This is a genomic window from Amycolatopsis speibonae (genome assembly GCF_042647925.1).
GTDB lineage: Bacteria > Actinomycetota > Actinomycetes > Mycobacteriales > Pseudonocardiaceae > Amycolatopsis > Amycolatopsis speibonae.
Genome location: NZ_JBHRWK010000049.1, coordinates 71,089 through 85,274 on the forward strand (window position 1 = coordinate 71,089; position 14,186 = coordinate 85,274).

Below are 14,186 nucleotides of genomic sequence, written 5' to 3' on the forward strand. Positions count from 1 at the left end.
GTAGGTCGTTATACATACTTTCGCCCCTGTTCAGCGTACGGCGTTACTTGTTCCGCGTTTTCCGGCTTGCCAGGGTCCGTATCCGCGCACCCACAGGGCTGCCGGTTCCGAGAATTCGCAACCTCGCATATTTCGATCACCCGACAGAATGGATTAATCCAGTTTCTCACGGCAATTACCCCGCCATTACCTGCGCATTTACTTGCTGCTCTTTTCGAGTGATCAACAGTTATGATCACCTTCGCGTAAAGACAACTGGCACGCGGTGCCGCTAACCTTGTGCTGTTCCCGGACAGACTCGGCACATCCTGTTCGCGCTGTCTGCCTCATTCACGACTTTAGTCGGGAGGTCACGAGCGTGCGCTCGCCACGAAAAGCCACCAACAAAGGCTCCGAAAACCACCACAACGAAGGCCCGGCGACCGCCGCCCTGCTCCGCCTCGGCCGTTATTTGACCCGCGCCGAGAGTTCGGCGGATCTGCATTCGGTGCACTTGACCGGAGGCCGGGAAGGCGACGCGTTCTACCGTGATCGCTGGAGCCACGACAAGGTGGTCCCCTCGACGCACGGCGTGAACTGCACGGGTTCCTGCCGCTGGAACGTGTACGTCTCCGACGGGATCATCACCTGGGAGAGCCAAGACCCGGACTATCCCTCCGTCGGCCCCGACAAGCCAGAGTACGAACCGCGCGGGTGCCCGCGCGGCGCCTCCTTTTCGTGGTATTCCTATTCCCCGACCCGGGTACGATTTCCGTACGCGCGAGGCGTACTGGTCGAAATGTACCGCGAGGCACTGAAACAGCACGGCGATCCGGTCACCGCTTGGGCCTCGGTGATGGATGACCCGATGAAGAGACTGTCCTATCAGCGCGCCCGCGGAAAGGGCGGCCTGGTCCGGGTCAGCTGGGACGAGGCTTCGGAAATCGCCGCCGCCGCGCATGTGCACACCATTTCCCGATACGGCCCGGACAGGGTCGCCGGCTTTTCGCCGATTCCGGCGATGTCCATGGTCTCGCACGCGATCGGGTCCCGGTTCATGGCGCTGATCGGCGCCCCGATGCTCTCCTTCTACGACTGGTACGCCGATCTGCCGGTGGCCTCACCCCAGGTGTTCGGCGATCAGACCGACGTCCCGGAATCCGCGGACTGGTGGGACGCCGCGTATCTGATGATGTGGGGCTCGAACGTCCCGGTGACCCGGACACCGGACGCGCACTGGATGGCCGAGGCGCGGTATCGCGGGCAAAAGGTCGTCGTGGTCTCCCCCGACTACGCCGACAACACCAAGTTCGCCGACGAGTGGCTGGCCCCGCATCCCGGCACCGACGCCGCGCTGGCGATGGCCATGGGGCACGTCATCCTCACCGAGTTCTTCGCCGAACGGCAGGTGCCGTACTTCACCGACTACGTCCGCCGGTTCACCGACCTCCCCTTCCTGGTCACGCTGACCGAACGGGACGGCGCGTTCGTCCCGTCGAAGTTCCTCACCGCCGCCGACCTCGGTGACACCGGGGCGGCCGAGCCACAGTGGAAGACCGTCCTGGTCGACGACCGCACCGGGGAACCGGTCGTGCCCAATGGTTCCGTCGGCTTCCGCTGGAACGAGCACGACCAGGGCCACTGGAACCTGGACCTCGGCGACGTCGTCCCGCGGCTGAGCCTGCTCGACGACCCCGGCCACGAAGGCGTCGAGGTGCTGCTTCCGCGGTTCGACGCGGACGGCGTCCTGCGGCGCGGGGTGCCCGCCGTCGAGCGGGGCGGGCAGCTGGTCACCACGGTGTTCGACCTGCTGATGGCGCAGTACGGCGTGCGGCGTGGCGAACTGCCCGGCCGGTGGCCGTCCGGCTACGACGATCCGGCGGAGCCGTGCACCCCGGCGTGGCAGCAGGAGATCACCTCGGTCCCGGCCGAGCGGGTCACCCGGATCGCCAGGGAATTCGCCGAGACGGCGGAGGCCTCCCGCGGCCGGTGCATGATCCTGATGGGCGCGGGCACCAACCACTGGTTCCACTCCGACACCATCTACCGGTCCTTCCTGGCGCTGCTGACGATGACAGGCTGCCAGGGCCGCAACGGCGGCGGCTGGGCGCATTACGTCGGCCAGGAGAAGGTGCGGCCGCTGACCGGGCACCAGACCCTGGCAGGCGCGATGGACTGGGTGCGGCCCGCCCGGCAGATGATCGGGACCGCCTACTGGTACCTGCACACCGGCCAGTGGCGCTACGACGCGCTGCGCAACGACGAGCTGGCCTCCCCGCTGGCGCCCGGCAGCCTCGCCGGGACCAGCGCCGCGGACACGCTCGCGCAGTCGGCGCGGCTGGGCTGGATGCCCTCGTTCCCCACTTTCGACCGCAATCCGCTGGACCTGGTCGACGAGGCCGACGAAGCCGGGATCGACCCCGCCCGCCACGTCATCGCCCAGCTCCGCGAAGGCAAGCTGGGGTTCGCCGCCGAGGATCCGGACGCGCCGGAGAACTGGCCTCGGGTGCTCACGGTGTGGCGGTCCAACCTGCTCGGCTCCTCGGCCAAGGGCCACGAGTACTTCCTACGCCACCTGCTCGGCACCGACGCGAATCTGCGCGGTGAGGAAGCGCCGCCGGACTCGCGGCCGAAATCCGTGAAATGGCGCGACACCGCCCCGGTCGGCAAATTGGATCTTATGCTGGCAATCGATTACCGGATGACCAGCACCACCCTGTTCGCGGATCTCGTGCTGCCCGCCGCGACCTGGTACGAGAAGCACGATCTGTCGTCCACGGACATGCATCCCTTCGTGCATTCCTTCAACGCCGCCGTCGATCCGCCCTGGCAGACCCGCACCGACTTCGAGGCCTTCCACACGATCGCGAAGCGGTTCAGCGAGCTCGCCGAGCGGCATCTCGGGGTACGCAAGGATCTCGTCGCTACCCCGATGACGCACGACACTCCCGGAGAGACCGCCCAGCCGGGCGGTGTCGTCCGCGATTGGCGGGACGGTGACGTCGAGCCGATCCCGGGTGTCACCATGCCGCGGCTGACCGTGGTCGAGCGCGACTACCCCGCGGTGGCGGCGCGACTGGCCACGCTCGGCCCGCTCCTGGAGAAACTGGGCGCCACCAGCAAGGGCCTCACCTACGACGTCGGCGAGGAAGTGAACTGGCTGCGCGCGAAGAACGGCGTCGCGACCACAGGCGCGGGCCGGGGCCAGGCGCTGATCGACACCGACATCAAGGCGGCGGACGCCGTGCTCGCGCTGTCGGGCACCACCAACGGACGGCTGGCCACCCAGGGTTTCCGCGACCTCGAGAAGCGGGTCGGCACCGAACTGGCACATCTTTCCGCCGAGCACGAAGGCAAGAAGATCACCTTCGCCGACACCAGGTCCCGCCCGGCGGCGGTGATCACCAGCCCGGAGTGGTCCGGCAGCGAAAGCCGCGGCCGTCGCTACTCGGCCTTCGTGATCAACGTCGAACACCGCAAGCCGTGGCACACCCTCACCGGCCGTCAGCACTTCTTCCTCGACCACGACTGGATGCACGAACTCGGTGAGGCGCTGCCGATCTACCGTCCTCCGCTGGGTTCGCACCATCTCTCCGGCGGGCAGGGAGACGCCGCCGAGGTCACCGTGCGCTATCTGACCCCGCACAGCAAATGGTCGATCCACTCGACCTATCAGGACAACCTGCACATGCTCACCCTGTCCCGCGGCGGGCAGGGGATCTGGATGAGCCCGTCCGACGCCGAAGCGATCGGCGCCAAGGACAACGACTGGATCGAGGCGGTCAACCGCAACGGTGTCGTGGTGGCCCGCGCGATCGTCTCCCATCGCATGCCCGCGGGCACCGTTTTCCTTTACCACGCCCAGGACCGAGCGGTGAACGTGCCGCGCAGCGAGGCCACCGGCAAACGCGGCGGCACGCACAACTCGCTGACCCGGCTGCTGCTCAAACCCACCCATCTCATCGGCGGCTACGCCCAGCTCTCCTTCGGTTTCAACTACCTGGGCCCCACCGGCAACCAGCGCGACGAGGTCACCGTGATCCGCCGCCGTTCCCAGGAGGTGCGTTACTGATGCGGGTCATGGCACAGCTGGCCATGGTGATGAACCTCGACAAGTGCATCGGCTGCCACACCTGTTCGGTGACCTGCAAGCAGGCCTGGACGAACCGGACGGGTACCGAGTACGCGTGGTTCAACAACGTGGAAACCCGCCCGGGGCAAGGATATCCGCGGCGCTACGAGGACCAGGAGCGCTGGAAGGGCGGCTGGGAGCGGACGGCGAAAGGCAGGCTGCGGCTGCGCGCGGGCGGGCGGCTGACCAAGCTCGGGAAGCTCTTCGCCAACCCGGAGCTGCCGGAGATCTCCGACTACTACGAGCCGTGGACCTACGACTACGCCACCCTGATCGAGGCGCCGCTGGGCGACGACGTGCCCACCGCCGCGCCCCGGTCGGCCATCACCGGCGAACCCACCCAGCCCACCTGGGGGCCGAACTGGGACGACGACCTCGGCGGGTCCACCGAACACGGCGTCAAGGACCCGATCGCCGAGAAGCTGCGTGACGAACTCGGGATCCAGATCAAGTTCGAGTTCGAGCAGAGCTTCATGTTCTACCTGCCGCGGATCTGCGAGCACTGTCTCAATCCGTCCTGTGTGGCCAGTTGCCCGTCCGGCGCGATGTACAAACGCGAAGAGGACGGGATCGTGCTGGTCGACCAGGACCAGTGCCGCGGCTGGCGGATGTGCGTCACCGGCTGCCCGTACAAGAAGGTCTACTTCAACCACAAGACCGGCAAGGCCGAGAAGTGCACCTTCTGCTATCCGCGGGTGGAAGCCGGGCAGCCGACGGTGTGCGCGGAGACCTGTGTCGGACGGCTGCGCTACATCGGTGTCCTGCTCTACGACGCCGACAAGGTCACCGAGGCCGCGTCCGTCGCCGACGAGCACGACCTCTACCCCGCGCAACTCGACCTGCTGCTCGATCCGCACGACCCCGCCGTGATCCGGGCGGCCGAGGCGGCCGGTATCCCCCACGACTGGCTCACCGCGGCCCGGCGTTCGCCGGTGTACCAGCTGATCCACGACTACCGGCTGGCGCTGCCGTTGCATCCGGAATACCGCACGATGCCGATGGTCTGGTACATCCCGCCCTTGTCGCCGGTGGTCGACGCGGTCAGCGAAAGCGGTCACGACGGCGAACACCGCGACAACCTGTTCGGCGCCATCGACGCCCTGCGGATCCCGATCGAGTACCTGGCGGAGCTGTTCACCGCCGGGGACACCGAGCCGGTCCGGCGGTCGCTGCGGCGGCTGGCCGCGATGCGGTCCTACATGCGGGCGGTGAACCTCGGGCAGGAGACCGACGAGGACATCCCGGCTTCCGTCGGTCTCACCGGCGAGCAGATCTTCGCCATGCACAGGCTGCTCGCGCTGGCCAAGTACGACGAGCGCTATGTCATCCCCACCGCGGGCGTCGGGCAGGCACACGACCTGGAGGGCATCGCCACCCGGTGCAGCCTCGACGTCGACGGCGGCCCCGGCATGGGCGGCAAGGAGTCCACAGTGGACCTGATCAGCTGGGACGACGGTGCCCGCCCGGACGCGCTGTTCCCGACCCTGCGAGGGCGAAGCCGGTGAAACTCCTCCGCCCCCGGACAATCGTGGCCCCGGATCACGCCGCGCTGCGCCAGATCGCCGGCTGGTGCCTGCAGTATCCCGACGAAGCCGTCCTCGGCAAACTCGGCCTGCTGCGGGCCTGCCTCGACGAGACCACCGGCCCCGGCCACGACGAACTCACCCGCACCGTGGCCTACCTCGAACAGGGCGAACCCGGTGAGCTGGCCTCGCACTACATCGAGGTCTTCGACCGGAAACCCCGCCGGACACTGCACCTGAGCTGGTTCCTCGACGGCGACACGCGCCGCCGCGGCGAGACCTTGGCCGCGGTGCGCCGGTTCTACCGCACCCACGGATTCGCCCCCGCCGAGAACGAGCTGCCGGACTTCCTGCCGGTGATCCTGGAGTTCGCCGCCGCGGCCGGGCCCGACGAGGCCGGACAGGTGCTCGCCCGCTTCCATCCCGCGCTGGAGCTCCTGCATCGCAACCTGTCCACTATGGACACCCCGTACCGGGACGCGATCGCGGCGGTACTGGCCACCCTGCCCGCCACCCCCGCGCCGATCCCCGCCGAACCCCCGGCCGAACTGGTCGGCCTCGACCCGTTCCCCACCGGCACCGGAGGTGGCCGATGAGTTCCGGACTGGACCTGCTGCTGTGGGGCGCCGCGCCCTACGCGTCGATCGCGCTGCTGGTCTTCGCCACGATCTGGCGATACCGCCACGACAAGTTCGGCTGGACGACCCGGTCGAGCCAGCTCCACGAATCCCGGCTCCTGCGGGTGGCCAGCCCCGTGTTCCACCTCGGACTGCTGATGGTGATCGGCGGCCACGTGCTCGGCCTGCTCGTGCCGAAGGGCGTCACCGAGTTCGCGGGGCTCGACGAACACGGCTACCACCTGATCTCGCTGGTGATGGGCAGTGTCGCCGGGCTGGTCGCGATCGGCGGGCTCGGTCTGCTGCTGTGGCGGCGGATCCGGGTGCCGGCGGTGCGCGGGGCCACCTCGGTCAGCGACAAGTTCATGTACGTGGTGCTCGTGCTGGTGATGCTCGCCGGACTGGCGAACACCCTCGTCGACAACGGCGTCCGCGGCGGATACGACTACCGCGAGACGGTCGCGCCCTGGTTCCGCGGCATCCTGCTGCTCGATCCCCAGCCGGAGCTGATGGCGTCGGCGCCGCTGGACTACCGGCTGCACACCGCGCTGGCCATGGCGCTGTTCGCGCTGTGGCCGTTTTCCCGCCTGGTCCACGCTTTCAGTGCGCCGGTGCGGTACCTGCTCCGTCCGTACGTGGTCTACCGGCGCCGCGCCCCCGGCAGCGTCGGCACCCGAGACCCGCGCCGCGGCTGGGAATGAGCCGCCTCCGCCGCACCGCCTATGTCGCGCTGAGTTCGTTCGGCTGCATCGTCTTCATCGGCCTCTGCGCGATCCTGTCCGGGGCGCCCTTGCTGTTCCCCTCGATCGGGCCGACCGCGTTCCTGGTCTTCGCGAGCCCGCAGGCGCCCGGCGCGAGCCCGCGCAACACGGTGCTCGGCCATCTGGCCGGTGTCCTCGCGGGGCTCGCCGGCCTCGCCGCCACCGGATTGCTCACCGCCGCCCCGGACCTGACGCATCCCTCCTGGCCCAGGATCGGGGCGGCCGCGATCGCGCTCGGTCTCACCTGCGCGGCGATGGCCGCGCTGGAGATCCCGCATCCGCCCGCCGGGGCCACCACCCTGATCATCGCGCTCGGTCTCCTGCACACCGCTCCGCAGATCGTCGCGGTCCTGGTGGGCGTAGTGCTCATCGCCCTGCTGGCCGTGGTGATCAACAAGCTGTTCGGCGTCCCCTATCCGTGGTGGCGCTCGCCCGCCCCGGTCACCGCACCACCGCGGATGCTCCGCGCGTGAGTAGATCCACTCACCCGATCTCGAGTAGCCATCCCCGACCTCAGCGAATGTGGTTCACAGGTGACCGATTGTTGTCGTAGGGTCACGGAGACAGCACACGCGTCACCTTGGGAGGGGTGTGGCAGATGGCTGGGTATGAGGCTGTGCTCGGAGAGATCGACGAGGCGAGCAAGGCCGCCGGGCGGTTGATCGACGACGCCCGCGGGCTCGACGCTGCCGGTGTTGTCCCGGAGGGTGACGCCGGGCTTTCCGGTACTCGCTCGGCAGGCAGACTGGCTGCCTTGAAGAGCGCGTGGTCGAGCAAGGGTCAGCACTGGGCTGGTGCCTGGGAGACATACTCCGGCGACTTGGGCAAGGCTGTGGCGAACTATCGCACCAACGAGGCGGCCGCCCAGCAAGACCTGCACGTCACGGCCTCTCATGGCGGGCCGGGGGCCAGCTGATGGTGTCTTGGGGTGATCTTCGACGTTGGAACCCCAGCGTCCTTTCGAACATGTCGGCCGCGCTCAACGGCAAGTACCTGCAGCTTCTCGCCTGCTCCGAAGACTTCGAGGACGCCGCGATGCCGAGTGGCTGGTCGGGCACGGCGGCGACCGCGGCAGCTGGAGCTTCGAAGCGCCTGATCGAAGAGGGCAAGGAGTGGGCCGCCGAGATCGCGGCTATCCGCCGGGCCAGTGGCGACGTCGCGGATGCCGCCACTGGTGTGCTGGCCGGCTTCAGAGAGGCCGAAGAACTGGCACGCGCCCACAACTTCTCGATCGGGGACGACGGCGCGATCACCGACCGCGGCTTGCCGCCGGATATCCCGGAGGAGCAACGAGAGGACGTTGAGCGAGAGCGGAAGGTCGTTGCTTCGGAGCTGGGCGAGCGTGTGAAGCAGACACTGCTCTCCGCCGAGGACGTCGACAACGACTTCTGCGCCGTGCTCGACCCGGCGATCAGCGGGCATACCATCGACGCCAGTGACGAGGGCACCAGCCTGGCCGCGGCCGGAAACGCCGGCGGGGCGCTTGGCTCCTTGTCGATCCCCGCCCCGCCACCGGTCGACGCGGGCCCGGCGGCCAACGCAGCCTGGTGGGACTCTCTGTCGAAACAGCAGCAAGAGCGCCTGATCAAGGACCACCCGGGGTTGGTCGGCAACCGGGACGGCATCGCGGCGTGGGCCAGGAGCAGGGCGAACGTCGCGCTCATGGCGGACGAGAAGCAGAAGCTGCTCGACGAGCGCACCGAGCTCATGCGCCACACCCCTGACGATCTCGGCCGCGACCGCCCACTCGTCCGCGACTACCAGGAGAAGCTCGGCAAACTCGATGAACGGCTCGCCGCCTTGGGCAAGCTCGAAGGCATCATGGTGGGCCCGGACGGCAAACCGCTGCCGAACCGGCAACTCATGTCGCTCGACATGACCGGAGACAAGGTGAAGGCCGCAGTGGCCAATGGAGATGTCGACACAGCGAAGCACGTCGCCGTCTTCACGCCGGGCATGAACTCCGCGGTCGAGACGAACCTCGACGGCTACGTGAACGACATGCAGAGCGTGCGCGAGAGTGCCAACCGCATGGTGGGTGACCTCAGCGGCAAGTCGGTCGCGACGGTGACCTGGCTCGGCTACGAGCCGCCGGCAACCGACAAACTCGGCGATTACGTCGACGTCCTCAGCGGCGGCGCGGCTCAGGACGGTGCCGAGAAGCTCGCGCGGTTCGACCAAGGGATCAACATGTCCCGGCCGGACGACCCGCACCTCACCGCTCTCGGGCATTCATATGGCTCACTGACCACGGGAATCGCACTGCACAACGACACCGGTGTGGACGATGCCGTGTTCTTCGGCTCGCCGGGTATCTCCGACCAGCCGTATGGAGGCGGCATCGCGGGCCGCTCGATCGACCAACTGCATGTTCCCGAGGGTCATGCCTACACGCTCGAGGCGGATGGTGACCCGGTGGCCGACGTCGGCAACATCACGCGCGGGCGGTTCGGCGAGGACCCCGGCAGCATGGAGGGAATGCGGCAGCTATCGGCTCAAGGCGCGACCTCACTGCTCGATGGCCGGCCGCTCGCGGCTTCTTCTGGCCACAGCGAGTACACCCTGACCACAAAGGATGGCGTAGACAGCACCAGCAAGTACAACATGGCGGCCGTTGTCGCCGGCCGCCCTGACCTGACCATCTCGAAGTAAGCCCAGGTGAAACAGATGAAGCACGCTGCCCGAACCATCAGCTGGATTGCCGGGATAGCGGTCGCTGTCCTGCTCGCCGGCACGGCGTGCGGCAGCAGCCCGGACTACCTCGACAACGACCACGGCAAGGATGGCATGTCGACCCAGCAGCAGTTCGCCGAGCTTCTCAAGCGGCCGGACGCCAAACAGGCCCAGGCGACATACGACCAGGCACTCACCGACCTGCGTGCCAAGCTCACGGAAGTCACCGGCTTTTCCGCGTGGCAGCAGGGAACTGTGGCCGAGGTAGCACCCGGTTGCAACGCTTTCCACGCGGTCGATGTCCACGACGTGTACACCGCCTACACGACATGGGGCCTGCCGGACGTCATTCCTGAAGCCGGCTGGGCGAAGACGACGCAGGCGCTCGCTGAAGCCGCAGGCAAGCACGGCTTCACGAAGAAGGGCTTCGAAGTGAACCAGCCCCAGTTCCGGGAGTTTCACCTCCTCGATGACTTCGGCGCCGACCTGACTCTCTCGACCTCGACCGGCACGACGACTGGCACCAGCACCATGCTCACGCTGAAGACCGGCTGCCACCTGTCGATGGAGGCGCACACGCGGGGGACGCCGCGGCCGAGCGGAACCTAGACACTCACCGGGAAACGACCCGAGCCCGGGGAGTGAGCGGCCGTCCCCCGATCGTGGATCGCCACCGCCCTGAATGGCCGCTATCCCGGCCCGGCGTCCGGTTCTATCGTTCGGACGCATGGCAAGCGACTTGCAGCGGCGCAAGATCTCGGGGGTTTTCGCCGCGATGGACGTCGACGGCGACGGTTTCCTTCAGGAGAACGACTTCCAGGCGTTGGCCGAGCGCTGGGCACGGCGGCGCGGCCCGGAGAACGCCAGGTCCCTGACCGGCATCATGCTGAGCTGGTGGACGACGTTGCTGGCGGCGTCGGACATCAACCGCGACGAGAAGGTCACTCTCGACGAGGTACTGCTGGTGGTGGACAAGCTGCCGGGCATGCCCGAAGCCGTGACCGCGACCGCCGACGCGATGTTCGAGGCGATCGACGAGAACGGCGACGGCCTGATCTCCGCGGCGGAGTACCGGCAGCTGATCGAGGTCTGGAACGGCCGCCCCACCGACACCGACGCCATTTTCCCGCTGCTGGACTCCGACGGTGACGGAATGCTGTCCCGCGACGAATTCGCCGCGCTGTGGCTGGAGTTCTGGGCGGGTGACGACGCGGAGGCACCGGGCACCCTCGTCTTCGGGCCGCTCGCCGCCTGACGCCCGTCCGGTCGCGGCTTTCGGGCCGACCCGGCGGCCATACGGGCCATACCGCGCCGGGTATGGCCTCGCGATCGCCCTGTCGGCTCAGGATGGCAGGCGTGGACGAGGTGACCGAGCGGATCCTGGAGCGCGTCACCGGCGCGAGCGCCCCTTGCGTCTGGGTGACCGGGCCGGCGGGTGTCGGCCGGACCACGCTGCTCGCCCGGCTGGCCGAGCGGCTTTCCGCTTCAGGGCAAGAGGTTTCGATCGTCCGCTTCACGCCGGACGGCGACCTCGCCCCCGGCAGTCATCCCTGGCCTTCCCCCGCGGTAGGCGACGGGCACGTGCTGATGCTCGACGACACCCAATGGATGGGTCCCGACTCCCTCGCCGTCCTGGAGGCGTTGATCCACGGCCTGGACGGGACGTCCGGCCGGTTGATCTGCGCCACTCGCACCCCGGTCCGGGACGTGGCCGGAAGACTCGCCGCCGTGCGGCGGCTACGCGCCGACGGCCTCGTCGAGCCGGTGCGGCTGACGCCGTTGAAGGCCGAGGAGATCACGGGACCTGTCGTCGAGGTGCTGGGTGCCGTTCCGAGCGCACTGCTGCGAGACCGGCTGCACGAACTCAGCCGGGGGGTGCCCGCCGCCCTGCACCAGGCGCTGAACCTGCTGCGCGCGCAGGGCGCGATCCGGATCGTCGACAGGCGCGCGTACCTCGTCCCCGGTACCGCGGTGCCGCTGCGGTCCGTGCACCTGGACCCCGAACGGCTCGCGGTCGCGAAGGCGGCGGCCGTCCTGCATCCGCTCGGCGAGGCGATGCCGTCGCTGATCAGCGGGCTGCTGGCGCAAGATCCCGCGGAAACCCTTGCGACGCTGGAGAATCTGCGGGCCGACGGGGTGCTGCACCGCGGCCGAGGCTGGCGGTTCACCGTGCCAGTGGTGGCCTACGCGCTGATCGCCGAACTCGGGCCCTTCGAGCGACGGCGGTTCTCCGCGGCCGCCGTCACCGCGTTGTGGAACGGCACCGCGCACACCTCCGACCCGTACTACCTCCCCGACCGGATCGCCGAGGCCGGCAAGCTGATCGACCCGCGGCGAGCTCTCACCGAACTGCTCGACGGCGCGGCCTTCCTGCCCGACGACCAGACCACCCGCGGCGCGCGCTGGCTGCGGGCCGCCGTCGAACTGACCGAGGACCGGCCGCAGCGGGCGAGGGTGACGCTCCTCCACACCATGTGGTGTCATCTGAACGGCGACCACGAGCAAAGTCTCGCGGGGACGCGTCGGTTGCTGGAAGAATTCCCCGACCGCCTTTCCGCCGACGCCACGCAGGAAGCCCAGTCGATCGCCGTCTGCGCGCTGCACAACTCCGGCAACACGGCCGAACTCGCGGCGATCGCCATGAACCCGCCGGAATGGTCGGTGGCGTCGAGCGCGATCGCGCTGAGCCTGCTGGACCGGTGGGCGGAAGCGGCCGAATTGCTGGCGGAGAACGATTCCTGGCGTACCGAGTCGACGGTTTCCGCGATGCTGGGCGAACTCTTCGGCGGCCTGGCCGAACTCTGGACCGGCCGCTCCGCGCGGTTCGGCGCGAACCTGACCGAACGCGAGCGGTGGCCGCTGAGGACGGCGAGGCGGCATCGGAACGACCAGATCACCTCGTACGCCACCGCGCTGCTGGTGCTGGGAGAACGGGCACGCGCGGAAAAACTGCTCGCCGACGAAGGATTCCCCGAGACCGGCCTGCGCGACAGCGAACGGTCGATGCTCGCGGCCATGCGCGGCGAATCCTCGCGCGCGGTCGATTTCGCCCACCGCAGCGTGGCCGACCGCTCCCGGCGCGGCTACGACACCGGGTCGTCCGCGATGCACCTGTCGACCGTGTCGGTTCTGTTGTCGCAGGGACGGTTCAGCGCGGCACGGGAACTGCTGACCGCCGCCCGCGCCACGGCGCCGATGCTGGCGCATCTGCTCGACATCGCCGAGGCCCGGGTCGACATGGCGCTGGGCGAGACCGACCGCGCCGCCCGGCGCCTGCACGCGGCCACCTGCGGACTCGCCGTCGGCACGGACATCGCCTGGGCGGATCTCGCCGAACTGGCGTTGCGGAGGAACGACCGCGCGGCGGCGAAGAAGGCACTCGACGCGCTGGAGGATCTCGCCGCCGCGATGCCGACCGGACGGGTGCTGCTGCATCGCCACCTGGTCCGGGCTTGCCTCGGCCAGGAGCCCGCCGATGAATGCCTCTGGCTGGCCCGTGAGCGCGACCAGCCACACGAACTGGCTGTCGCGGCCGAACGTCTGGTCCGCCACGGCGCGACGGATCCGAAGGTGCTCACCGAGGTGTACGAGGTGCTCGGCTCGCTCGACGCGCTGCTGCACCGCGCCCGGCTGCGGAGCCTGATGCGGAAGAACGGGATCGAGATCCCCGGCGGCCAGGAGGAGACGGTCGCCGAGAACGAGCACCTGCTGGCGCTGCTGGCGGGCGAAGGGCTGACGAACGAACAGCTGGCGAGGGCGCTGCAGACGAGTCAGAAGAGCGTGGAGGGACGGTTGAGCGTGTTGTTCACGCGGACCGGCTACCGCTCCCGGATCGAACTGGCCATGGCGCTGCTGAACGGCCGATACGCCTCGTGAACACATCCGGCATCAGGGTGGCCGTCTACACGGCCGACCCCCTGACCCGCGCGGGGCTGGTCGGCATGCTGTCACGCGCCGCGGTGCTCGAAGTGGTGCCGTCCGACGGCCGGGACGCGGACGTGCTGGTGGCCGCCGAGGACCCGGTCGAACACGGGCTGCCGGTGCTCCGGCGGGCGGTGGCCGAACAGGGCACCCTGCCCGGCGTCCTGATCGCCGGACCACTCCCGCCGTCCGGCCACCGCTCGGCCGCGACCGCCGGGGTGCGCAGCCTGATGCCGCGTGCGGCGGTCCGGCAGGAACGGCTGATCGCGGAGGTCATGGCCGCGCGTTCGGCGGTCGAGACCTCCGCCGGGCGGCTGGCCGCCGGATATGACGCCCTGGTGGAAGGACCGGGCGGGTCTTCGCGGTTCCACGAACGCGAGATCCGGGTGCTGCGGCTGATCGCGGAAGGCAAGGACACCGCGGAGATCGGCGCGGCGATGGGCGTCGGCAGTACGTGAAGGCCTCCTTCACTACCTTCAGGAGGCTGTTGCGTTTTCGGATTGGGGTTCGTTGGTGTTGGTGGGGCGGGGCCGGAGGCCCTGCCCCATCACACTGTCTGGGGCTGGGTGGTGGTGAAGAG

Annotated in this window: 11 protein-coding genes; all 11 read left to right on the forward strand. The window is 68.8% G+C overall.

Annotated elements, in window-relative coordinates:
* Nucleotides 1-358: 358 nt before the first annotated feature.
* The 11 genes from ACFOSH_RS28880 (at nt 359) to ACFOSH_RS28930 (ending at nt 14,064) form a co-directional block, all read left to right on the forward strand.
* Nucleotides 359-4,051 carry a nitrate reductase subunit alpha gene (locus ACFOSH_RS28880; RefSeq protein WP_378242228.1) on the forward strand — a complete coding sequence of 1,231 codons (3,693 nt, stop codon included), beginning with the start codon at nt 359-361 and terminating at the stop codon, nt 4,049-4,051.
* The gene (gene narH, locus ACFOSH_RS28885) at nt 4,051-5,616 is read left to right on the forward strand and encodes a nitrate reductase subunit beta (RefSeq protein ID WP_378242229.1); all 1,566 of its coding nucleotides are present in this window, start codon (nt 4,051-4,053) and stop codon (nt 5,614-5,616) included. The genes ACFOSH_RS28880 and narH overlap by 1 nt, the downstream gene beginning before the upstream one ends.
* A complete protein-coding gene (gene narJ / locus ACFOSH_RS28890) occupies nt 5,613-6,230 on the forward strand; it encodes a nitrate reductase molybdenum cofactor assembly chaperone (RefSeq protein ID WP_378242230.1) in 618 nt (205 codons plus the stop codon). The genes narH and narJ overlap by 4 nt, the downstream gene beginning before the upstream one ends.
* Nucleotides 6,227-6,952, forward strand: coding sequence for a respiratory nitrate reductase subunit gamma (gene narI / locus ACFOSH_RS28895; protein ID WP_378242231.1), 726 nt, complete (start codon nt 6,227-6,229; stop codon nt 6,950-6,952). The genes narJ and narI overlap by 4 nt, the downstream gene beginning before the upstream one ends.
* On the forward strand, nt 6,949-7,485 hold the full coding sequence (locus tag ACFOSH_RS28900) for an HPP family protein (protein ID WP_378242232.1): 537 nt from the start codon (nt 6,949-6,951) through the stop codon (nt 7,483-7,485). The genes narI and ACFOSH_RS28900 overlap by 4 nt, the downstream gene beginning before the upstream one ends.
* A 125-nt stretch (nt 7,486-7,610) precedes the next feature.
* Nucleotides 7,611-7,928 carry a hypothetical protein gene (locus ACFOSH_RS28905; protein ID WP_378242233.1) on the forward strand — a complete coding sequence of 106 codons (318 nt, stop codon included), beginning with the start codon at nt 7,611-7,613 and terminating at the stop codon, nt 7,926-7,928.
* Between the two features lie 50 nt (nt 7,929-7,978).
* Nucleotides 7,979-9,664, forward strand: coding sequence for an alpha/beta hydrolase (locus ACFOSH_RS28910; protein ID WP_378242234.1), 1,686 nt, complete (start codon nt 7,979-7,981; stop codon nt 9,662-9,664).
* A 15-nt stretch (nt 9,665-9,679) separates the two neighbouring features.
* Nucleotides 9,680-10,294: an LppA family lipoprotein gene (locus ACFOSH_RS28915; protein WP_378242235.1), complete on the forward strand. Its 615-nt coding sequence runs from the start codon at nt 9,680-9,682 to the stop codon at nt 10,292-10,294.
* A gap of 118 nt (nt 10,295-10,412) precedes the next feature.
* Nucleotides 10,413-10,940, forward strand: a complete 528-nt coding sequence (locus ACFOSH_RS28920) for an EF-hand domain-containing protein (RefSeq protein WP_378242236.1) — start codon at nt 10,413-10,415, stop codon at nt 10,938-10,940.
* Between the two features lie 92 nt (nt 10,941-11,032).
* Complete coding sequence (locus tag ACFOSH_RS28925; RefSeq protein WP_378242237.1) at nt 11,033-13,561, forward strand: hypothetical protein; 2,529 nt, start codon at nt 11,033-11,035, stop codon at nt 13,559-13,561.
* The gene (locus ACFOSH_RS28930) at nt 13,558-14,064 is read left to right on the forward strand and encodes a DNA-binding response regulator (RefSeq protein ID WP_378242238.1); all 507 of its coding nucleotides are present in this window, start codon (nt 13,558-13,560) and stop codon (nt 14,062-14,064) included. Before ACFOSH_RS28925 ends, ACFOSH_RS28930 begins: the two co-directional genes overlap by 4 nt.
* Nucleotides 14,065-14,186 lie beyond the last annotated feature (122 nt).

Excerpts from the sequence above, each read along its gene's own strand:
- narH (WP_378242229.1), top strand. The coding sequence starts at position 4,051 with ATGCGGGTCATGGCACAGCTGGCCATGGTGATGAACCTCGACAAGTGC.
- narI (WP_378242231.1), top strand. The coding sequence starts at position 6,227 with ATGAGTTCCGGACTGGACCTGCTGCTGTGGGGCGCCGCGCCCTACGCG.
- ACFOSH_RS28900 (WP_378242232.1), top strand. The coding sequence starts at position 6,949 with ATGAGCCGCCTCCGCCGCACCGCCTATGTCGCGCTGAGTTCGTTCGGC.
- ACFOSH_RS28905 (WP_378242233.1), top strand. The coding sequence starts at position 7,611 with ATGGCTGGGTATGAGGCTGTGCTCGGAGAGATCGACGAGGCGAGCAAG.
- ACFOSH_RS28910 (WP_378242234.1), top strand. The coding sequence starts at position 7,979 with ATGTCGGCCGCGCTCAACGGCAAGTACCTGCAGCTTCTCGCCTGCTCC.
- ACFOSH_RS28915 (WP_378242235.1), top strand. The coding sequence starts at position 9,680 with ATGAAGCACGCTGCCCGAACCATCAGCTGGATTGCCGGGATAGCGGTC.
- ACFOSH_RS28920 (WP_378242236.1), top strand. The coding sequence starts at position 10,413 with ATGGCAAGCGACTTGCAGCGGCGCAAGATCTCGGGGGTTTTCGCCGCG.
- ACFOSH_RS28925 (WP_378242237.1), top strand. The coding sequence starts at position 11,033 with ATGGCAGGCGTGGACGAGGTGACCGAGCGGATCCTGGAGCGCGTCACC.